The sequence below is a fragment of the Nitrospirota bacterium genome, from assembly GCA_030684575.1.
In the GTDB taxonomy this organism is placed as follows: Bacteria; Nitrospirota; Nitrospiria; order Nitrospirales; family Nitrospiraceae; genus Palsa-1315.
The window spans coordinates 207,721-229,940 of sequence record JAUXVD010000003.1; the positions used below are offsets into that span (position 1 = coordinate 207,721).

Annotated in this window: 19 protein-coding genes and 1 pseudogene; 17 read left to right on the plus strand and 3 right to left on the minus strand. The window is 55.9% G+C overall.

Annotated features, from left to right (window positions below):
• Positions 1-328: 328 nt before the first annotated feature.
• The gene (locus Q8N00_01310) at positions 329-3,292 is read right to left on the minus strand and encodes a proline dehydrogenase family protein (protein ID MDP2381422.1); all 2,964 of its coding nucleotides are present in this window, start codon (positions 3,290-3,292) and stop codon (positions 329-331) included.
• A 154-nt stretch (positions 3,293-3,446) separates the two neighbouring features.
• On the opposite strand from Q8N00_01310, the gene Q8N00_01315 reads away from it, so the two are divergent.
• The 11 genes from Q8N00_01315 (at position 3,447) to Q8N00_01365 (ending at position 14,273) form a co-directional block, all read left to right on the plus strand.
• On the plus strand, positions 3,447-4,310 hold the full coding sequence (locus Q8N00_01315) for a fatty acid desaturase (GenBank protein ID MDP2381423.1): 864 nt from the start codon (positions 3,447-3,449) through the stop codon (positions 4,308-4,310).
• Between the two features lie 176 nt (positions 4,311-4,486).
• Positions 4,487-5,362, plus strand: a complete 876-nt coding sequence (locus tag Q8N00_01320; GenBank protein MDP2381424.1) for an Mrp/NBP35 family ATP-binding protein — start codon at positions 4,487-4,489, stop codon at positions 5,360-5,362.
• Between the two features lie 27 nt (positions 5,363-5,389).
• Positions 5,390-5,695: a Rieske (2Fe-2S) protein gene (locus Q8N00_01325; GenBank protein MDP2381425.1), complete on the plus strand. Its 306-nt coding sequence runs from the start codon at positions 5,390-5,392 to the stop codon at positions 5,693-5,695.
• Between the two features lie 31 nt (positions 5,696-5,726).
• The gene (locus tag Q8N00_01330) at positions 5,727-6,092 is read left to right on the plus strand and encodes a hypothetical protein (GenBank protein MDP2381426.1); all 366 of its coding nucleotides are present in this window, start codon (positions 5,727-5,729) and stop codon (positions 6,090-6,092) included.
• Positions 6,093-6,114: 22 nt separating this feature from the next.
• The gene (locus tag Q8N00_01335; protein ID MDP2381427.1) at positions 6,115-6,480 is read left to right on the plus strand and encodes a hypothetical protein; all 366 of its coding nucleotides are present in this window, start codon (positions 6,115-6,117) and stop codon (positions 6,478-6,480) included.
• Between the two features lie 2 nt (positions 6,481-6,482).
• Entirely contained in the window at positions 6,483-7,415 is a 933-nt protein-coding gene (gene lipA / locus Q8N00_01340; protein ID MDP2381428.1) for a lipoyl synthase, read from the plus strand.
• Positions 7,416-7,493: 78 nt separating this feature from the next.
• The gene (locus Q8N00_01345; GenBank protein MDP2381429.1) at positions 7,494-7,880 is read left to right on the plus strand and encodes a nuclear transport factor 2 family protein; all 387 of its coding nucleotides are present in this window, start codon (positions 7,494-7,496) and stop codon (positions 7,878-7,880) included.
• Positions 7,881-8,105: 225 nt separating this feature from the next.
• Positions 8,106-8,576 (plus strand): hypothetical protein, encoded by a 471-nt coding sequence (locus Q8N00_01350; protein MDP2381430.1) that lies wholly within the window; start codon positions 8,106-8,108, stop codon positions 8,574-8,576.
• Between the two features lie 807 nt (positions 8,577-9,383).
• Positions 9,384-10,157: a DsbA family protein gene (locus tag Q8N00_01355; GenBank protein MDP2381431.1), complete on the plus strand. Its 774-nt coding sequence runs from the start codon at positions 9,384-9,386 to the stop codon at positions 10,155-10,157.
• Positions 10,158-10,287: 130 nt separating this feature from the next.
• Positions 10,288-11,223 (plus strand): PAN domain-containing protein, encoded by a 936-nt coding sequence (locus Q8N00_01360; GenBank protein ID MDP2381432.1) that lies wholly within the window; start codon positions 10,288-10,290, stop codon positions 11,221-11,223.
• A gap of 137 nt (positions 11,224-11,360) precedes the next feature.
• Positions 11,361-14,273 carry an FG-GAP-like repeat-containing protein gene (locus Q8N00_01365; GenBank protein MDP2381433.1) on the plus strand — a complete coding sequence of 971 codons (2,913 nt, stop codon included), beginning with the start codon at positions 11,361-11,363 and terminating at the stop codon, positions 14,271-14,273.
• Between the two features lie 241 nt (positions 14,274-14,514).
• On the opposite strand, the gene pgm is transcribed toward Q8N00_01365, so the two are convergent.
• Positions 14,515-16,164 (minus strand): phosphoglucomutase (alpha-D-glucose-1,6-bisphosphate-dependent), encoded by a 1,650-nt coding sequence (gene pgm / locus Q8N00_01370; protein ID MDP2381434.1) that lies wholly within the window; start codon positions 16,162-16,164, stop codon positions 14,515-14,517.
• Between the two features lie 269 nt (positions 16,165-16,433).
• Between pgm and Q8N00_01375 the strand changes: the two are divergent.
• The 6 genes and pseudogenes from Q8N00_01375 to Q8N00_01400 all read left to right on the plus strand — a co-directional run bounded on the left by Q8N00_01375 (position 16,434) and on the right by Q8N00_01400 (position 20,856).
• Positions 16,434-16,763 (plus strand): annotated as a pseudogene (locus tag Q8N00_01375) (IS3 family transposase).
• Between the two features lie 305 nt (positions 16,764-17,068).
• Positions 17,069-17,311, plus strand: coding sequence for a hypothetical protein (locus tag Q8N00_01380; protein ID MDP2381435.1), 243 nt, complete (start codon positions 17,069-17,071; stop codon positions 17,309-17,311).
• On the plus strand, positions 17,302-17,589 hold the full coding sequence (locus tag Q8N00_01385; protein MDP2381436.1) for a hypothetical protein: 288 nt from the start codon (positions 17,302-17,304) through the stop codon (positions 17,587-17,589). Before Q8N00_01380 ends, Q8N00_01385 begins: the two co-directional genes overlap by 10 nt.
• A gap of 141 nt (positions 17,590-17,730) precedes the next feature.
• Positions 17,731-19,077, plus strand: a complete 1,347-nt coding sequence (locus tag Q8N00_01390; protein MDP2381437.1) for a cytochrome ubiquinol oxidase subunit I — start codon at positions 17,731-17,733, stop codon at positions 19,075-19,077.
• Positions 19,078-19,088: 11 nt separating this feature from the next.
• The gene (gene cydB / locus Q8N00_01395; GenBank protein ID MDP2381438.1) at positions 19,089-20,123 is read left to right on the plus strand and encodes a cytochrome d ubiquinol oxidase subunit II; all 1,035 of its coding nucleotides are present in this window, start codon (positions 19,089-19,091) and stop codon (positions 20,121-20,123) included.
• A gap of 445 nt (positions 20,124-20,568) precedes the next feature.
• Complete coding sequence (locus Q8N00_01400; GenBank protein MDP2381439.1) at positions 20,569-20,856, plus strand: hypothetical protein; 288 nt, start codon at positions 20,569-20,571, stop codon at positions 20,854-20,856.
• Between the two features lie 299 nt (positions 20,857-21,155).
• On the opposite strand, the gene modA is transcribed toward Q8N00_01400, so the two are convergent.
• A complete protein-coding gene (modA, locus tag Q8N00_01405) occupies positions 21,156-21,941 on the minus strand; it encodes a molybdate ABC transporter substrate-binding protein (protein ID MDP2381440.1) in 786 nt (261 codons plus the stop codon).
• Between the last annotated feature and the right edge of the window lie 279 nt (positions 21,942-22,220).

Consider the following 22,220-nt stretch of genomic DNA (forward strand, 5'->3'; position numbering starts at 1 on the left):
CTTTGGCACCGATATGGATCGTGACGGCGAGAATGAAAAGGTCGACGCACAGGGTGACTCTACGGTGGTAGGGCAGGAGTCAGTGACCGTACCGGCCGGCACCTTCAAAGACGCGGTAAAGATGGAAGCGCGCATGTATATGCAAATTCATCTCTCCGGGTCGAAGAAGACGGCACAGGGCACCGATGTGATGACCGCCTGGTTTGTGAAGGGTGTAGGATTGGTCAAATACGTCGAACGGCAGGAACTCACTTCATTGGAAGACCGGGGCGTGATCACGGATATTAGCGAGGAGCTGGAATCCTACAAGATCAAGCCACCGAAGGCCTCACTCGGCCGGCGCGAATCCCCGACGGAGGGTTTGTTCGCTGATCACACGGGTCACGACGAATTGCGTCAGGTACTCTTCACCTCCGGCCTTCGCTCCGACTCCGGAGAGCCGATGGCCTCCAAACGGCTGGCGGCCGACTAACGCACCGGTGATCGGACGATTCAGATAGAGATTCCCGACATCGAACCGTTGCCGTGCCAACTCCAGATTGACGGGGCTTCGTGAGTAGACGCCACCGGTGAGGGCATAGGCCGTCGCATTCGCCATCGTGAGTGCGTCCTGAAATGAGGCAGCCTTCATCACCGCGAGAATCGGCCCGAAGATTTCCTCCTGGGCGACTCGATCGGTCGGCGCGACATCGGCGAAGACCGTCGGTCCGATATACCACCCAGGTCCCGTCACAGTCCCTTCCACCAGCAAGCGGGCTTCCTTCTTTCCAATCTCGATGTAATCCTGCACCTTCGCCTGCGCTCGACGATCGATCAGCGGCCCAACCTGGGTGCCAGGCTCTTCCGGATTTCCGACCGTCAAGCTCGACACCGCCTCTTTGAGGCGAACCAGAAAACTATCGTAGATCGCCTCATGGACGATTGCCCGCGAACAGGCGGAGCATTTCTGTCCTGCATAGCCGGTGAACGATGCGATCACTCCGGTAATCGCATCATCGAGGTCTGCGGACTCATCGACGATGATCGCGTTTTTCCCTCCCATTTCTGCAAATACCCGCTTGACCATCTGTTGCCCAGTGATCTGAGTCCCGGCGTCTTTCAAAATGGCAAGACCTACGTCCTTCGACCCGGTAAAGACAATCGTGGCGACCTCTGGATGGTGGACTAATGCCTGTCCAATGTCCGGCCCACCAGGTAAGCAGCTGAGTACCCCCTTAGGCACACCGGCCTCGTGCAAAATCTCTGTGAGCCAGTGCCCCATCATGGGCGAACGTTCGGAGGGTTTGAAAATGACAGGATTTCCCGTCACGAGTGCCGCCGACACCATGCCGGCAGGAATCGCGAATGGAAAATTCCATGGCGCAATGACGGCGGTGACTCCACGAGGATGATAGACCCGTTGGTTGAGTTCGCCCGGCTCCTGCCCTAACTGTCTTGGGGGAGCGAGCCTCATCCAGTCCGCTGCATAAAACTCCAGAAAGTCGATGGCTTCGGCAAGATCCGCATCTGCCTCGCGCCACGGCTTCCCGCATTCCAGTATTTCCCAGGCAGCCAACTCGTGACGCCGCATTCGCATGAGCGCGGCCGCTGCACGCAAAATCTCCACACGCCGCGTTGCTGTGGTGGTACGCCAGGAATCCCATGCCTGCATCGCCCGGCCTACAGTCTGTTCAACGTCAGCCATACTGGCGCTGGACAACCGACCTACGACTTCATCAGGGCGGGCAGGATTACGAGATTCAATGAGAGGCCCCGTGAGGCGCAATCCCTGGAACGACGATGACCATTGGCGGCCCAGTTGTGACCGCACGGTCGTCAGGGCCTGCTGCATGGCCGCTCGGTGTTCTGCCTGCGCAAAATCACGCTGTGGTTCATTCCGAAACTTCAGCTTGTCGGCTTGCTGAGATGGGAGGGATGGTGTCTGAGGTTGCTCCTCAAGAGCAGGCGGTGATAACTGCCTGCGGAGCGACTGGGACTCCACATATTCCTTGCGGAGGAATGATTCATTCGACGTGTTTTCCAATAATCGCCTGACGAGATAGGCCATGCCCGGCAATAGATCGCCCACCGGGGTATAGAGTCGCAGCCGCCGCCCATGTTGTAATATGGCATGCTGAAAGGGCTCGGCCATGCCATAGATCATCTGATATTCCCAGGTCTCAGGAGAGAGTCCGAGCGACTCCGCAACCGCCTCGATATAGGCCAGCGTGCGGAGATTGTGTGTGCCGAAGGCCGGTCGAATAAGCGACGGATGAGATAAGAGGAGTTGCGTCAGCGACTCATAATTCGCATCCGTCTCCGCCTTCTGTTCAAAGAGCGGAACAGCCCAGCCTCGTTGCCGATAGCGGATGGTATCCGAATCCCAATAGGCCCCTTTCACCAGCCGAATGGTGATGGGCACCCCACGTCGATGAACCCATGACAGCAGACCCTCGATATCTCGAGTCGTGTCACGATGGTAGGCTTGTAACGCCAGACCCGCATGAGGATAGTTTGTGTAAGAAGGCTCGGTCAAAAGTCTGGTGAAGATATCGAGTAGCAAGGTTTTTGTATCGGCTTGCTCCATGTCGAATATCAACGAAGCGGGGAGGCGCATCGCCAGATCGAGGATGGGTCGAAGCCGCGCCGCCACTGAACGGTAGCTGCCTTCCGGGTCGATCGGGTCAAGATGCGGAGAGAGGGCGGATATTTTGAGCGAGAGTTGTACTCGTGGGATGGGCCCGAGATGGTCGCGCTCTAATAGGGAGATCGATGGCCATACCTCCGCGACTCGTGCCAATTGAGTGAGGGCATTCAGGCAGCGGTCGCGATACCGATCAGCCTCATCGTTGCTGATGGTGGCCTCACCCAACAAATCGACGGACCAGGCCCGGCCCTCCTTCCATAGATCTGCCAATCGCGGCTTCGCATCTTCGACCGTCGCTCCGGCAATAAAGGTCTTCGCCATCTGCTCAACCTGGCTTCTGATGGCCTTACCACTGAGGCGAGCCCCCAGGCTGGTGGAGGCAAGGACGTTGAGCCCCCATTGCGCGCCGAAGAGTCGCGTCTCTCCATCGCCTAAATATTCGCGAGCTAAGGTCACCACCTGTTCATCATCGATGACCGATGGCAGGGCATCGATGAATCGAAATAACTGTGTTTTAAAAGCACTGTCATGCATGGCCAGGTTGAGGGCCTGGTGTGACCACCAGTGGCGCGTGAAGACCGTAGGAGTTCGGCCGGCAGAGAGACGAGCGAGCTGTTCACCGATGCGATGAACGATTGATTCAAGAGGAGATGAAGCGGTCGACATCGAGACCCCACTCGCCGTGAGATACAGGGACATCGTCAGTATACACTCTGCGCATTCTGTTGAAACATTTGGATAAATTAAGTATGATGTTTGAGTGCTTCACCCCCCATGAGGAGGTTCGATGAAGCGAGGGAGAGCTCTCCAAGGAGATCGAATGGCTGCTACAACAACCGACACCGCATTGACCGAAGATGTGTTTGTTCCGTTAAATTTCGTGCTGTTTTGCGCGATCGTTGCCGCCACGGTGGTCGGTATTCCACTCTATGGCTATTATTATGGATTCAGCCTCTTTGACTGGATCCTGTCCTTTGTGATGTACATCGTCACGGGCATGGGTATCACGGTCGGCTATCATCGGCTGGTGTCGCACCAGAGTTTCGAATGTCCAGACTGGGTCAAGGCCTGTATCCTCGTCGCCGGCGGGTGGGCGCTTCAAAACTCCGCCCTGAAGTGGGGCGGCGACCATATCCGCCATCATGCCAAGACCGATCAAATAGAAGATCCCTACAACGTGACCAAGGGTTTCTGGCACAGCCACTGCGGCTGGCTCTTTTATAATACCCCCCATCGTACGGAGAAATACGAGATCCGTCTGCGCCGCGATCCAATCGTGATGTGGCAACATCGCTACTACTGGCCCATCGTGGTCACCGGACTCCTGCTGCCTTTTGCCCTCGGTGTCGCCTGGCATGGTAGCTGGCAGGGCGGCATTGCCGCCTTTCTCTTGGGAGGCCTCTTTCGCATGTTCATGGTGTTGAACTCGACCTTCACCATTAACTCACTCTGCCACATGATCGGGACACAGCCCCACGGCACACAGGACAGCAGCCGCGATAGCTGGCTGATCTCCTTTGTCAGTTTTGGCGAGGGGTATCATAACTTTCACCACACCTATGCCCGCGATTTTCGCAATGGACCGAAGTGGTACAATTTCGATCCCTCGAAGTGGATCATTTACACCCTCTGGATGCTCGGATTGGCTCACAACCTGCGCCGTAACGATCCCACCGTCGGGTAGTCCGGTTGCAACACCTTCACTGCCTGGGAATCCATCGTTTCCGATGGATTCCCCCATTGAGCCATTCCTCTTCGCACAATAGGCCCATTTTCTTTCTCCCTCCTATTCGCTTATGATGGCGAGGCTGGCCCAAGAGCCAGTTGAATTCGACTGTGCCTCTAGAGAAGGAGTATTCCATGGCTGATGAACAACCTGCCGGACCGCAGACTGGTCACGGGAAAGACAATCTGATTCCAGGCGTGAAATACGTCGTTGCTGTGAGCAGCGGAAAGGGCGGGGTCGGTAAGTCGACCGTCTCTGTCAATCTGGCCGTGGCTCTCGCCTTAACTGGCGCCAAGGTTGGACTTCTCGACGCGGATATCTATGGTCCCAACATTCCCATGATGATGGGAGTGAGTAAACCACCGGAACAGAAAGACGGCAAGATCGTTCCCGCCGAAAGTCACGGCGTGAAACTCATCTCCATGGGCTTCTTCGTCCCGGAAGACACGGCGGTCGTCTGGCGCGGACCCATGATCCACACGGCTATTCAGCAGCTATTTCGCGACGTATTGTGGGGCGAACTCGATTATCTGCTCATCGATCTGCCGCCTGGCACCGGAGATGCGCAGCTCACTTTGACGCAATTGGTTCCGTTGACCGGTGCCGTCACCGTGACGACGCCGCAGGAAGTGGCGCTGCACGATGTCCGCAAGGGCATGATGATGTTCAAAAAGGTGAACGTGCCACTCCTCGGCATTGTAGAGAACATGAGTTACTTCCTCTGCGGCCATTGCGGCGAACGGACAGAAATATTTTCGCACGGAGGAGGGGAGCGAGCTGCCGCGACACTGGGTATCCCGTTTCTCGGCCGAGTGCCCATCGACCCGGCGATTCGAGACGGCGGTGACTCTGGCAACCCGATCGTCGTGGCCGATCCAGCCTCTCCACAATCGGCTGCGTTTCGTGAGATCGCACAGAAAATTGTAGCCGGGATCACCGGGGCAACAACGGCGGTTCCACCGATCGAAAGCCTGTTGAGTAAACTCAAGAAACCATTTGCGAAATCATAATCGACAGACGAAAGGATGGGACTGGCGATGGGAGAGTTCGTACGAGTAACCGGGACTACCGATGTGAAGCCGGGCCATGGGATCGTCGCAGAAGTGAACGGAAAGACCCTTGCGGTGTTCAACGTGGACGGCACCTATCACGCCATCGACAATACCTGCCTCCATCGGGGCGGCCCGCTCGGCGAGGGGGATGTCGAAGGGTCCGTCGTTACGTGTCCTTGGCATGGTTGGCAATTTGATGTCACCACTGGTGTCTGCGTGGCCAATCCATCGGCGAAAGTGGAACGGTATGACGTACAGGTCGACGGCAGCGACGTGAAGGTGCGTCTCTAACTCTCTTATTCGGAAAGGGGGCTCACGTATCATGGCAACCTCCACTCAAGAACTCATTGATGTAACCGCCGCGCTTACGCGTCTGTATGTATTCCTGGCTCAATACCTCGACCGCTGCTATGACGATGCAGCCCGTAAGAGTTATCCTGACGCAGAGCTGCAAGGTCACTTGATCGAGACCAGACGTCAACTCATGGAAATCCTGGCCGTCAATCCAGTTGTGAAGAATACGCTCGCGCAGGACTGCGATCGTATTTTGGCGTTGGGGGCATCCTGTCTGAAGGGCGGCGCGGCAGATACCAAGACCCGCGACGCGATCCAGGAGGAACGGGCCATCCTTAAAAATAAGACCGTCGCCTTAAGCGATCTTGTCGCCGTCTTCCGTGCCATGGACTAACAGCTGTCGATCGGCATTCGACATGGAGGAGCGCTTCGACAAACATCAGTTGGCTGGGCTCGATGCCCGAGAGCGAGGCTTTAGCCGGCCAGTCCTGTTTGTCCAGGTGGAGGAAGGCTATCGAGCGATCCTGCGTTATGAAACGATCTTGCGAGAAACGGATCTCCATTCGTCGCAGGATGACGCATTGCGCAGGCTCATTCACCTCTTGCATTCCGACGGATATCGGCAACTACGAACCCAGATGAGTTTTCGGAACGGAGTCTATCTCGGTTCACAAGAGCTCTGGGTCGAGTATCCCGACCCGGTATCAGCGCCGGAGCCATTTGGATTCATCGCGAGAATCTTGAACCGGTTTCGTATCCGCGCTACTCACGAATCGTCATAGCCATGAGCTTTATTCCTCTCGATCAGCTTCGATCATCATCCAAGGCCTTCAGCCTTCAGCCTTCAGCCGTGAGCCCTTCCACTCGCCTTCCGCCCTGGTTCAAAGTCCACGCGACAACCGGTCCGGACTACCTCGACATCAAGCAGACGATGGACCGGCTCAAACTCCATACCATTTGCGAAGAAGCTCGTTGTCCGAACCGTTGGGAATGTTGGAACGCGCGCACGGCGACCTTCCTGATCCTGGGAGATATCTGTACCAGGCGCTGCCACTACTGTTCAGTGGAGACTGGCCGACCGAAGGCAATCGACCATGGAGAACCGCTACGCGTCGCGGAGGCGGTTCAGGCCTTGGGCCTGAGACATGCGGTGATCACATCGGTGAACCGGGATGAATTAGCAGATGGCGGCTCGGCCATCTTTGCCGAAACAATCCGACAAACCAGGCAGCTCAATGCGCACTGCACGATTGAGGTCTTGATTCCTGATTTCGAAGGGAATGAGACTGCCCTCGCGACGGTCTGCGCCGAGAAGCCGGAGATTCTCAATCACAACATCGAAACCGTCAGACGCTTGTTCCCCTCCCTCAGGCCCCAGGGGAAATATCAGCGCTCGATCGAGCTCCTCGGCAAGGCGAAGCAATTGGGCATGCGCACCAAGTCCGGGTTGATCCTCGGGATGGGAGAAACCATTGACGAGGCCCGCGACGTCATGCGCGATCTCCGATCCGTCGGTTGCGATATCATGACCATCGGTCAATACCTTCAGCCGACAAGAGAGCACCTGCCCGTTGCTCGGTACTACGACCCCAGCGACTTTGCGGTCTTGAAAGAGGAGGGGATGGCCCTCGGCTTTACCCATGTCGAATCAGGTCCGCTTGTCCGTAGCTCCTACCATGCTGAACAGCATCTCTCCACGGCAGATCATTCAGCGTAGATCCAACATGGCGTATGCCGCGTAGGAGCAGTCAGCGCGAGACATGACCCTGCCGTGAGATTTCATGAAGGAGCGTTCATGACGCCTGAGGCGATGCAGATGCTCATTGCCCGTTATTTTGCCGCGACGCGCGCGATGGATGTCGATGCCTGGCTGGCCTGCTTTGCGGATGATGCCGTCAGCTACGATCCCTATGGGTCGCCGCCTATCCAGGGGAAGGATGCGCTTCGAACGTATTTCCTCTCCGTCACGACCGCATTCACGGAAATTGGCTTTACTGAAGACTTTCTTGCCGTCACAGGCAACCGCGCAGCCATGAAGTTTACGGCTCGTGGAGTCGCAGCTAACGGGAAAACGGCAACTTGTGAGGGCATCGATGTCTTCGAAGTCAACGACGGTGGCGCCATTCAAACGATGTGGGGTTATTGGGATCCCGTTCGCATGATGGCGCAACTTGAGGCATGAGCTCACAGGAGCGCGAGCCAGTCTCATAGAGGAGGAGTGTTGATCACGGCTTCTGCGCTCATCGCCGGTCGATTCATTCACTTTGACCAATAGGAACTTCGTCACTTTGCGGCAATATTGTATGCCCCCTCTTTGGATGGAGGTTCGCTCAATTCCTTTGACAAGGTTCAACCACTACAAATAGTACAGGATGAACCTTTTGCCCCTACAGGAAGGAGACTTGCAATGCATTTAGCAACGAGTCGTATGTTTCTCTCCAGTTGGCTAGTCGTAGTCTTCGCCTGTCTTATGGCAGCACCCCTCTCTGCAGGACGTGCGATCCCCGATCCGTGTAAGCTCATCACCCTCGCAGAACTGGAAGAAATTGTGGGGAAAATTAGCAAGGGACCGACGCCGTCCGACCCCAGTTCAGGCGAAGTGTCCTGTGAGTATACGGTCGCGAAAGATTCGAGCTGGTTCATGATCAATCTCCACGAAGGAAACTTCGATGCCATGCGAAAAAGCTTCGGTGGTAAATCACCTGCCCCAGTGCCTGAGGTAGCGAAAGATGCGTTCCTCAACGAGCAGTATTCAGATTTTTCTGCTGAACTCTTTGCCAAAAAAGGAGACCTGGCATTGGGAGTGAGCATGCCGAAGGGTCCTTCCGCTGCCGCCAAGATCAAGGCTGTTGCCCAAAAGGCCCTCCCTCGCCTCTAGCGGTCGACGCCGAATGGATCCACCCTGGGGTCTGTCTTGCGTGAAGTGGCCCAGGAGAGATCGGACTCACGGAACTCCTGCGCCTTGCTCATGCAGGGGCCCTCTCCATTTCAGCATCGTGCCAGGCTGGAGAGGGGAACTGCCGCTGCCTCTATCCAGAAAATGTGAGTTCCAGTGAAGATGCTGACATAAAACCAATACAGCGACGACGGATGCCCTATGCAGCGATTGACCCAGCGCACATGTATTGCCTATTCTTGTTGTCTTACAGGCCCATAACTCGGTGTTCCGCTAGGTTGCATGTCTCGGCTCTGAGGAGACTTCACTTGAGAGTCGAAACGTCCATCGCACAACCTCGCGTATCGCTTTCTCCATACCTATATCTATCGAACCTTTCTGAGTATCCGTCCGACTTATTGTCCAGAACCAATAGGCTTGTCTGCTCCATGCCAAGGTCACGATGATACAGACAGTGCTGGGTATATTCATGTTCATGAGTCTGTTGGCCGGCTCTCCTCACGTCCAGGCGGCGGAGATTTCCTCCAATACTCCAATTGTAATCGAGACGCACGAGGAGCAGCGTAGGGGGCAGCCTGCCAGCACCACCAGGATGACACCTCAATCTCTCTCAGACCATGCAGCTGCATACCAACAGAGTGCTGCGCCGAACTGCGAAGGGGAGGCGCCCACCGCCAGCTCTGTCACCGCCCTGCTCGGTCGGATCATCCGCTCCTCCGGCACCATTCGTGGCGTGCAATGTCCGATACCACCGGTTCCCGAGCCTATGCCATCACAGGAGACTCATCCATGATCGAGCAGTTTACGTCTGTGCCACGCCGATGCAGTGAGTCAGCGATCTGTGTCCTGACTCTGTTTCTACTCATGCCGCCGTCGTTGTCGTTTGCCGAACCAGCTGCTTCAGCTGATCCCGCATCAAAGCAGGACATGGAACGGATAATCGAGCAGTACATTCGCACACATCCGGAAGTCATCGAGCAATCGCTGCAAACCTTAGAGGCGAGGCGGCTGGAAGACGAGCGACAACGCTCAAAGATAGCCCTCGCCACCAGGCAAAACGACTTATTGCATGATCCCGCGTCGCCCGTCAGCGGCAATCCAGCAGGGGAGGTGACCCTGGTTGAGTTCTTCGACTACCGATGCGGCTATTGCAAACGCGTGGCCGGCGCCGTGACGCAATTGCAACAAGACGATGCGCGAGTGAAGGTCGTATATAAAGACCTCCCGATTCTTGGCGAAGCCTCTGAACTCGCAGCAAAAGCGGCGCTTGCCTCGAAGGCGCAAGGCAAACATCAGGCCTTTCATGAAGCGCTCTTGGCCGCCAATGGCGATATCACGAAAGACTCGATCCTGTCGATCGCCGGAGAGGTCGGGTTGGACGCGAAACGCCTTGAAACCGATATGGCCAACCCGGAATGGCAGTCAGCGATCGATCGTAACCGCGCTCTAGCGCGAGACCTTGGTATCAATGGTACGCCGGGCTTCATTGTCGGTACGGAACTCGTGCCTGGTGCATTAGATCTAACGGGATTACAAGATCTCATTACACGGGCAGAGAGGTGAGGGAGAAATCGCTGGACGGAGATTACGTGAGAAATTCAGTGGACATGGCCAGTTCGATCCTACCGTCACCAGTCCACAAGAGCCCTCGATGTGCCAGGCAGCTTGAGGTGTATGAGCCAGGAGGTATTCCATGAAGGTGAGAGACCATGCCCTGCCCCTGTTCTTCGTCTGTGCCGTCACATTCACTGGCTGCGCCACTGAACAGACGGTCGGCAGGAGCGAGGCATCGTCATCACCTCCCACCGCATCCACTTGGGCGACAACCATTGAGCTTATTAAGCCGGTCCATTTCAGCTCTGCCGATGGAGCGGGCCTCCTAGCTCCAGCTGGACAATATGTGGTGGACGCGACCGCTCAATCACAGGTGCGTCTGATGCCAGAACAGGGCACCTCGCCCTTCGTCCTGACGGCGGCGTTACAAGCCCACGACATCGACATCGCTACCCCTGTTGCGGTGACCTTTTCCGAGCGGGAGGATGAGCCCCATGTGTTGCTCCTCTTGCCTGACGGACGAGCCCTGGACGCGATTGGCTCGTTCAACGGCGTTCGCTCACGCGAGGTCATTCGCACGAATCGCCTCTACAGCCTTTACGCTGAAGCCGGGGTCGTACGCCTCGGCTCCCGCGTCGTGGAAACCCTGCCTTCTGACGGACCCGCATCTACCTCCTCGCACCCTCGAGCAGGACTCGGCTCATTCAACGAGCTCAGTTCAGTTGGTGATACTGAGTCCATGCGGATGCAACTGTATATGGAGCGCCGGTCGAAGTTTAACGAGACGCTTTCGAACATCCTCGCGAAACAGAATCAGCCGTTTCAATTTGAGGTTGACTGGGACCGTCCGGGCGGCGATTACGCACAGCGAGCGGAGCCCACACCAGAGTCTTGTCGACTTGTGTGCGCCGCCAATCCAAGTTGCCAAGCGTTTACCTTTGTGAAAGCGGCTTCTGGCGCGGCGCTAGGACAATGTTTCCTGAAACGGACGGAGCCACCCCCTGTGGCCAACAGGGGGTGTATCTCAGGGAAACGGACCAGCTTGCAGGAGGGGATAATAAAAAATATGAAATAGCAATCCTATCACTCAGAGGGAGGATGCCGATGAGGCATCTCATCGTAATTCCTCGGAACAGCGCAAGGCAAAGGTTCCAGGAACCGTATCCTTGGCTTCTAGGTTTTTAGCGGAACGGACCATCTCCAGGAGAACCTATGATACGTAAATACACAGCCCTCGCGGCAGTGGGTACAGCGATCTTTTCAGCGGTTGCCTGGATGACCGTTCTCGCCCTTACCTCCTGGGCGGGCTCATCGTCGGCTGTCACGTTGCATCAACCGGTTCATTTCATAGCGTCGGACGGCAGCGACCTCACCGTCGACGCCGGAAGCTACGAGGTGGATATGTCGGTCGGGGCGCAGCTCAGATTGCATGCGAAAGATGGAACGCCTTTCTTCCTCGATGCGCAGGCGACAACTCATGGCGAAACGATTGATTCGCCGCTGGCCGTGACCGTCTCAGGCGACGCCCCAGACCTGGTTCACATTGTCCTTCTCTTGCCGAACGGCCAGGCCTGGGATGTGCCAGGTACATTCTCCGGCGCTCGGCCGCGAGGCACTCAATTCCTGCTTGCCTCCTCATCGCAGATCAAGTTTTCAGTCGCGCAAACAGCACCACCCGTACAGTCGGTCGTGCCATTCGAGGGTGCCAAAGGGCATGTCCTTCAAGAGCTGGTTTCTCCCCAATTAGGCAACTTGCAATTCGAAGTCATGAAGCAATCACCCACGTTTTCCGTGGTTAGTTACGGGGGCAAATGTCTGGATTTCGGCGCTCCACCACAAATAGTTGGAGCGCCCGTGTTCCTCTACGAATGTAATGGGACGATAGCCCAGCAGGTTCTTGTGCAGGAGATCAATGAACAGCATGATGTGATTCTCCGAGCCGGCTCGAAGGTGATCGGTGTGAAGGGAGGAAATTCGGCTCCACCTGTCCTCTCTCGCGGCATCGATCAGACATTCTTGGGACAGCTTCAAGGTCAGGTGTTTGCGGTTATGGCACAACAGCCGACATTGGAACTTCAGGATGAGCAAAACCGCCAAACAGTGCTGTCGTCCGGGGCCGGTCAGGTCTTCGCGCTCGACGGTGACAGCGTCATCTTGGCCTCGGATCGGACTCGTGTGGTGGAAGTTCTGAAAAATCGTGGTGCCAATCGGACTCCTCTCGTCTTAGGCGCTCGAGATCTTGCAGATAACGAGTTCTGGACCTTTGTGGCCACCGACAAGAGCAACCGGAAGCCCACCAGCGGATTTGTGCGTGTGCCGCAGGAAATGAGTTTTGTCAGCGCCTTGGAGCAGGCACATTGGGGTACCGTCATTGAAATCGCGCCTGGCACCTCGATCGAGTTGAGAGACTACCCCAATCCCTATAATCCGGCGCTGGACTATGCCCATGTGCACCTTGGGGGTGGCATAACCATTCGCGGCGATCGACGTGGTACCCTCCTCGGGCCTGAACTGTCGATGCGGAAGGTCACGAAAGGAGCGATGATCGCAGTTGAAGGCCCTGATGTACGTATCACTGGACTGCGGTTGCGAGGACCAAGCCGGGATACAGACATTGATCAAACCCCCGTCTGGGGAATTCTTATCGAGCAAGACCATCTCCACGTCAGAATGATCATCGACCATAACGACATCTCGGACTGGCCGGGCGCAGCGGTGACTGTCACTGGGGCCGCAGAGCCTGGAATCTGCACGGACAAGGGGGACCCGAGAGGTTCACGGCTCAATAACCTCCGCGTAGTGCGCAATTTCATTCACCATAACCAAAAGCAGAATGCGGGATACGGTGTTCGGGCCGAGCAGAACTCGTTCCCGCTGATAGAGGGCAACACCTTCGTCTCGAACCGTCACGCCATCAAGGCATCTGGATGGGGATGCACCAGCTATCTCGCCTGGAACAACCTTGTGCTCTGGGCCGCGCCGACACAGACTAAAGCCGTGGTTGCAAGATGGACCGCTCATGACTTTGATGTGCACGGAACCGGTGACAACGGGTTTGGTGGCCGCGCAGGGCAGTACTTCGAGATTGCAGGGAATACGTTCTTGGGCACCCAATACAAACATGAGAATTTCGACCTGCGTGGCGAACCGACTTACCGAGTCGAGTTTCATCGCAACGTGTCGCTGCGAAGCCGAGAAGACTCCGTCGTCTGCAGTAATTGCGAGGCAAAGAATAAACTCCTCGTATATGACAATAATCAGTTCAAAACGAATCCAAATCCAACGACTCGACTAGGCGTGGGAGATTTCGACGGCGACGGAACGGACGATGTCTTTCTCGCCACTGGGGCGGCATGGTATTACGCGCCTGCAGGCAATGCCGAGTGGCGTTTTCTCAATGCGCAGACGGACGGAATTGTGAACTTACGTTTTGGAGATTTCGACGGAGATGGACGCACGGATGTCTTCACTCAGCGTGGACGCGACTGGCTCATCTCCTGGGGCGGGGCCTCGCCATGGGAAAAGATCAACGAAAGCAATCCTGCACTGAGCGAGTTTCGTGTCGGCGATTTCATCGGTGATAAACGTGCCGATATTTTTTATGCCGACGGGCAGCGTTGGTGGGTCTCCGATGGCGGAGTTGGCCCGTTCGTCAATACGCAGGATTCAAGCAAACGAACCGCCGATCTTGGGTTTGGGGATTTCAACGGCGATGGCAAGATGGATGTCGTGGGCGTCGAGAGCGGCAAGTGGAAGGTCTCGTTGAACGCCACTGGACCGTGGGATGGCTTTCCATTGCGCGCGGCACTGACGAAAACAATGGCGGGGCTGATGATTGCCGATCTCAATGGCGACGGCCGTGCCGATATTGTTACCGCTGAGCTTGGCATCAAGATGAATGGCACCCAAGGCATTCCTGTCTGGAAGTGGAAAGTCTCCTGGGCAGGCACAGGTAATTGGACAGCGCTTCGCACGGTCTATGGCCCTCCGGTTGGGATCGGGCGATTCGATGCAGGGCGTGGCGCAGATATCCTGTTCTGGGGAAGCACAACCGTCAACACCCTCTATATGCTCTCCTCAGGAGTGGGCACTCCTATTCTGCAAAGCCGGCAGGATATGCGCTGAGGGGCCTCACGCACATACCTTAGAATCGTACGAAGTAGGGGAGAGTCGCCAGGACGACACCGACAGCGACGAGAACATATAGGTTGGCAATACCGTAGGGGACCACACAGAGCGCCATGCCGACGATTAGCGGACAATGGCTCGTTGTCTCTTTCCTTAAAGACAATATCCACAACTGATCGACCAGAAAAGCATGCTCCACATGAGACCGGCCGTGCTGCTCACCTTAAACAGCTTCCTTTTACGTGGCAGATGCCAGTACCTGTGTAATCAGCGCCTGGGCCTCTTCCTGTATCCGCGTGAGGTGGGCTTGCCCTCGGAAACTTTCCGCATAGAGCTTATAGACGTCTTCGGTACCGGACGGGCGAGCCGCAAACCAGCCTTGTTCAGTGACGACTTTCAGTCCACCAATTGCGGCACCATTGCCAGGGGCTGTCGTCAGTTTGGCTACGATGTTGTCGCCGGCTAGCTCAGTTGCCTGCACCTGGTCCGGCGACAGTTTCGAGAGGATCGTTTTCTGCGCAGGTGTCGCGGCTGCATCGATCCGTTGGTACAAGGGTTCTCCGAGTTCTTTGGTCAGTTCTCGATACAGCTCACCAGGATCACGGCCGGTCTTCGCCATCATCTCTGCCGCCAATAGGTTCATGATGATGCCGTCTTTGTCCGTCGACCAGACCGTGCCGTCGCGACGGAGGAATGACGCCCCCGCGCTTTCTTCACCGCCAAAGCCGAGCGAGCCGTCTAATAATCCCTTCACGAACCATTTGAAGCCGACCGGCACTTCAATGAGCCTGCGCCCGAGTTTGGCCGCAACACGATCGATGAGACTACTACTGACCAACGTCTTCCCGATCGCGGCCTCGGTCTTCCATCCAGGACGGCTCGTGAAAAGATAGGAGATTGAGACGGCCAGATAATGGTTGGGGTTCATCAGGCCAGCGGAGCGGGTGACGATGCCATGTCGGTCATTGTCTGCATCGTTCCCGAACGCGACATCGAACCGGTCTTTCAGCGCGATGAGGTTCGCCATCGCAAAGGGCGAGGAACAGTCCATTCGAATCTTGCCGTCCCAATCAAGCGGCATAAAACGGAAGGTCGGATCGACGGCGGGATTGACAATCTCAATGTGTAAGCCATATCGCTCTGCGATCGGCTGCCAGTAGGCGACGCCGGATCCGCCCAGCGGATCGATGCCAAGTTTCAAGCCGGATGATCGAAGCATCTCCATGTCGATAATCTGTGCGAGATCATCGATGAAGGTGCCGAGGTAATTATAGGGCTTGGTCGTCGCCGCTCGTCTGGCTCTGGCATAGTGGAGGCGGGCCACTCCATGGAGATCGACATTCATCAGGGCGTTGGCACGGTCCTCGATCCACTTCGTCACGACGGTGTCAGCCGGTCCACCATGTGGCGGATTGTATTTGATCCCGCCATCTTCCGGCGGATTGTGCGAGGGGGTGATGACAATACCATCGGCCAATCCTGCGATTTTTCCTCGATTGTAGGTGAGGATGGCGTGGGAGATGACCGGGGTCGGTGTATAGCCGCCATCCTGGTCCACCATGACCTCGACCCCATTGGCTGCCAGCACCTCCAGGACGCTCGCAAAGGCCGGCTCCGACAAGGCATGTGTATCCATTCCCAGGTAGAGTGGGCCGCTGATGTTCTCCATCTTGCGATATTCGTAAATGGCCTGTGCGACTGCGACGATATGGACTTCGTTAAAGGATCGCTTGAAGGATGTTCCTCGATGCCCTGAGGTCCCAAATGCGACGCGCTGCTCTCGTACGTTCGCATCGGGCTTTTCTGTGTAGTAGGCCGTGATGAGACGAGGGATATTAACGAGCATCGATGCCGGTGCCGGTTGACCTTCGAGAGGATGGTGAGCCACGAGATGATCCTTTGATACAGGTTAGGAATAGGGAGTCTTCGCGCTGTGGACCTCTGTGACAGTACCTCTTTCACGCCAAGATGATCAACTGAAGGAGAGGAAGATCTCGGTTGAATGAAGAAGGGTCTTGTCTCTTAATCAAAAGGCCTGTCCGTGGACATACAAGTCGTTACAGCCCTCACGTATAAGTCCTACAGCTGCTCTCGTCAGTATCGTGTTTCCCCAGATCAGATCGAGAAGTGCATGTGCTGACAGAGACGCCATCCACGATCTAGCGGCAAGGCAAGCATGAGGCCGTGTTGCATCACTCCGATCTGGGGAACCTGTACACCAGTGAGCCCTTCAAGCGGAATATGGCCGGCCACGGCGCGATCTATGGCATGAGCCGAGCCGGCAACTGCTTGGACAATGCCGCGATGGGGAGCTGCTTCTCCTCGCTCAAGACCGAACACGCCGTGACGAAAACGTATCGCACGCGAGACCAAGCCAAAGCGGACCTGTTCGATTACAGTGACCGCTGCTATCATCCTAGGCGGTGGCACTCGACGTTGGGCTATCTCAGTCCGATGGAGTTCGAACGACAGTCGGAATTAGTGTAGATTGGGATCAACTAAACCGGCAGCAGCCCACCGATCCCGGCTCCAATCAGCAGGCGAGTACCGCCACGAGGCCCACCGAAATCTTCTTCTCTCGAGCGACGTTCAATCATGGATACCAGTCCGTACGGAGCAACATTGGGAAGGGTGCTGCAGGTTTCCAGGACATGTGCGGCGTACAAGCCAGTCTTAATCCCGGAACTGATCCGTTGTATCATCGGACTTTCAACCGATTCCCTTGCACGCTAGTCGGCCCGCTGGTTACAGGCTGTTCGAACGAGGTATGATAGCCGGGGGGCGGACGTCTGATGAGCATGCAATGGTTCAAAGGCGTCCTGGTCTGGGTCGTGGTGGCCGACGTCGTCATGGTCGGCCTGACGATCTTCGTCCTTCATGTGTTCGATCGACAGATCATCGAACAGACGGGGGCCCAGGACCTTCACGAAGAGTTTCTCCGTGATGCAAAATCCGTGAAACGGATCATGAGTAAGGCCGGTGATTTCTACGATATTACCGCGCTGATGAAGTGTTTCAAGACATCATGGAACTGAGTCCAGGCATTCGACGCCTCTCGGTGTTCGAACTCCTGCCTGACTCCAGTACGCGCATCTATACTAGCGATCCCACTTCCGCCCCTCTGATGCTCAGTATTTATGAACGGCATGAAATCGCTGCCGGTCGTTCAGTGACTCAATTCGACATGGAAGGATCTGATCGGGGATGGGTGTTCGCCGCGCGCCTACTCGTGGATGGGGAAGTCGTGGGCGCGCTACGTGGTCATTTTTCGCTCTGGGGGTACGACAGGCTCATTCGCCAAGAAGGGGAATAAGGTGTCCGAGGGCGGGCGATCTCCTTGCCAGTGCCTCGGACGGAGTGATATGCCTGGCGCTGCAAGGCCCCTTCTGTCGCAAGCCGCCACGTCATAGGGCCCGACGATTTTTGAACGATTGATCCGTTTCTAGAGGATTCTATGGCCAATGCGCTGCTCTATGACCGTCTGCAATTCGCCTTTACCGTCACGTTTCATTATCTCTTTCCGCAATTGACGATGGGGTTGGCGCTGCTGTTGCTGTACCTGAGGAGCCGGGCGCTCGCCATCGGGGACGACCATTACCAGCAGGTCGCGAGGTTCTGGACAAAGATCTTTGCCTTGAGTTTTGCTTTCGGTGTCGTGACCGGGATCCCGCTGGAATTCCAGTTCGGTACCAATTGGGCGAAATTCTCTAATTTCGCCGGCGGTGTGATCGGCCAGACGCTGGCGATGGAGGGACTGTTTGCGTTTGTTCTGGAGTCGTCGTTTCTTGGCATCGTGCTGTTTGGGGAGGGGCGGTTTAGCCGCCAGGTGCAATGGGCTGCATCGTTGATGCTCTTTCTCGGTTCCTGGCTTTCCGGTTATTTCATTCTGGCGACGAACGCGTGGATGCAACATCCGGTCGCCTACACGGTCGCCCCCGATGGACGGTTGTTCGTCGATAGTCTTTCCGGCCTGCTCACGAATCCTTGGCTGTTCTGGCAATATGCCCACAACATGACGGCCGCAGTCGTGACCGCCTCGTGTGTCATGGCTGCGGTCGGTTCATTCTATCTTCTGTCCGGTCAGTATGTGAGCTACGCGAAGACCTTCCTCCGTATCGGCGTGGTGACGGGCGCCATCGCCACCGCGCTGATGATCTTTCCGACCGGCCACGAGAACGCCAGGCAGGTTTTTGAGCATCAACCGGTCAAGGGCGCCGCATTCGAAGGGCTCTTCAAGACCGAGCGAGGCGGCGCCGATATGATGCTCATCGGCCAACCGAATATCGAAACTATGACGATCGACAACCCGCTCGTCGTGCCGGATGCGTTGAGTTTTGTGCTCTTCTACGAACTCTATGCCACGGTGAAAGGGCTCGATGCCTTTCCACGTCCTGAGTGGCCAGACAATGTGGCGCTGCTTTACTATGCCTACCATATAATGGCCGGGCTCGGAACCATGTTGGTATCGGTTATGGGATTGGCGCTGCTCTGGCTTTGGCGGGGGCGATTGTTTACCGCGAACTGGCTGCTCTGGCTACTCATGCTTGCTGCGCCGTTTCCCTATCTCGCCACCACGGCCGGCTGGATGACCGCCGAACTCGGTCGTCAACCCTGGCTGGTATACGGCCTGCTCCGCACGGCTGACGGCGTCTCACCGCTGGTGCATTCCGGCAACGCGCTGTTTACGCTCCTCGGATTTCTCGGGATCTATCTCGTATTGGGGTTACTCTTCCTCTTCCTGATCGTGGAAACAATCAGGCATGGCCCGGCACGCGTGTCACCTGAATCGTCGCACTCATAGGAACCGGTACGATGGAAACCTTCTGGTATGTTGCCGTGACGTTGATGCTGGCTGTGTATGTTGTTCTTGACGGTTTCGACTTCGGCCTGGGCATCGTCTATCGTCTCGTCGCGAAAACTGAAGCGCACCGGCGTGCAGCGTTGGTCTCCATCGGCCCTATCTGGAACGGCAACGAAGTATGGCTGATCGCCGCGGGCGGTCTGTTGTTCTTCGCCTTTCCCAAAGCCTATGCATCGGGGTTCAGTGGATTCTATCTGGCGTTGCATATGGTCTTGTGGTTGCTGATCGCCCGCGGACTTGCGCTTGAACTCCGCTCGCACGTGGATCACCCATTGTGGCGGCAGTTTTGGGATGTGGCGTTTGCGGGAGCGAGCCTGCTATTGGCTGTCGTGTTCGGCGTGGCCTTGGGAAATCTTATTCGCGGCGTGCCGTTGAATCACGAAGGCTATTTCTTCGTAGTGCTCTGGACAAATTTCATGACAGGACCGCAGCCGGGTATACTCGATTGGTTCACCATCCTCATAGGGTCCACAAGCGCGGCGATCCTTGCCCTTCACGGCGCAAGTTATCTGGCTGTAAAAACGGAAGGCGAGTTGCGGGAACGGGCGAGACGAGCGGCCTGGCTGACTGGACCGGTCGTGGTCATTCTGGTCGGACTGGCCCTGACCGCCGTTCCCTTTGTTCAACCTCTAGTCTATCTCAACTATGCCGCCCATCCCATCGGCCATGTCTTTCCCTTTCTCTGCATAGCGACGCTCGTGTCGGCTCTTGAGATGCGAAGACGCAATTGGGATGCGGGAGCATTTTCCGCGACGAGTCTCTTCATCCTCGCGATGCTGGCCAGCACGGCCTGGGGGCTGTACCCGAACATTCTGATTGCCACGGATGATCTTACCAACAGCTTGACCGTCACCAATGCCACTGCCGGCGACTATGGGATGCAGGTCGGTCTTTGGTGGTTCCTGATCGGATTTAGTCTGCTCCTTACCTATCAAGCCTATGCGCATCGGGCGTTCTGGGGAAAGGTCAAGCTCGACGAGGACTAACCCTGCTTGCTCTGTACGTTCGCTCGCTCGCACTCACCCAACTACCAGCCTATCGGCTAGGACTAGGCCACGGCCCGTTCTTCTAAGGCCGCCGGAACTAGAAAACCGAATCTCCAAATGCACCGATTGGCAAAGAATCTTCCTCTCATTGATCTGTGTCATCTTGGCACAGTGCGCCACAATACTTCATTCTTCATCGTCCTCCTTCAGGCTTGCTAACCTACCTCATGCAGTAAGCACACGATAAGTGGCCTTCTATTCGAACGTGCCTGACCCGAATAAAATCATGAGGGTTGGCATCGACATTGCTGACTGGACTGATAGGTATGTGCGAAACGCGAGATTCCCATCACCGTTGAGGGTCACAAAGAGTTACGGAAGCAAACGCCGATTTGGAATGGTTCGACGACGGGCCTTATTTTTTCTCTAACCTACAGGAGACAGTATGAAAAGGCATCTCGCTCTGTTCCTGTTCACGCTGATCAGCAGTATCGGAATCGCGACCCTGTCGTACGCAGCAGGCTCTATGCCTGTTGAGGGGGATATCCTGAAGATTGAGGGGGAGTATTACACGGTGCATGATACGGTCGGCCACAACGTGCGCCTGCATGTGAACAAGACGACTCATCTGGAGGGCGCCTTCAAGGTCGGGGACAAGGTCGAGGCTTACGTCACGGATAAGGGGCATGCTCGGTCCATGTATCATATAAAAGACTTTACCCTGGTCCCCTAAGCCGAAAGATATCGTTCTGAATGCTTTGTCGTCGAAGGAGGAGAGTGAGGAGCAAGTTATACGTACGGGGGGCTATCTCGCATGTGTGAGTGTATTTCTGGCTCTAGGAGCCTTGACTTAGCTCCATGGAGTGCAGCCTAGGACCGCAAGCAATTCCAAAGATGGGAGAGCGGTACTCGTTGCAGAAAACCTTGTCGCTCTGGCTGAGTGATCCGGCTCGTGCCGGCGGATCTATCGGTCAACAAACGCAGGATGGGACGCGACTCCATGAGGTCCATGCATCAATCTAAATATCTAGGTCATCCATTCAATGAAACAGAATCAAATCCATACTTGACCAAAAGCTTCTGTATGCGGGGACTCATTAAGAAATCGGAAAATTGGATTGCGACCGGAAGGGATTCCGCTCGACAAGTCCAGACCACCGCGTGCCCGAACTGGACGGGCATATACGTCCCTGACGGAGCTTCGTCTATGATGCGCACTTGGCCGCCATTGATGGCGTCCACACGAAAGACGAGGCCCACGTCGACCTTGCCTGAATGAATGAGGTTCATGATATCTACGCTATGTGACGCAAGGTAAATGAGGGAACGGCTTTGATATCTTGGATTGAGTTCGGTGAGCATCTGGGCCGTCGTATCTCCCAAGGAGGATGTCCGAGGATCTCCGAGGGCAATGCGTGTGGTTCGATCCGGTAGCGCGTCGCGAAAAGAGATCGGTATTGCGTCGAAGAAGGTTGACATCACGAGCACGAGAGAGGTCTGTGCGTAGATCCGCGGTCCGCCGTTCAGCGTTAGGCCTTTCTTGTGGAGATTTTGGACCTCCTCAGTCCCTGCGGCGAGGAAAACATCGATCGGGGCGCCTTTTTCAATTTGCCGACGAAGCGTTTTCGAGGGGCTGTAGACGACGCGAACTGTCGTTCCATACTCTTTCTCGAACATCGGTACAATTTCCTCGAGGGTGGCCTTCAAGCTGGGTGGGGCTCCAAGCGTCAGCGGCTCAGCCTGCACAGATTCCCAGATTCCAGGGATGACTAGCCCAACTCCCAACAAGACCACGACCTTGAGCGTTCGAATATCCATATGAACCTCCTATTACATGCCCCACCAGCGATTCATGGCTACCAAGAAATTCAATATGCGTCCGGAGATGTGTGTGCGATCGGACATCTAAGATCATCGCAAGATCAATACCAACTGACGCATTCATTCAATGGCCGGGAGCCAGGCACTGTAACTAGCCAATTTATTATGAATTGTCGTCGTGTGTTTTCAGCACTCTGTAAGCCGCATGTCTGGCGAATAGTGAGATTCCGCACATTGCGCGCATTGTTATATTGCACACCTACATTCATGCTGCGT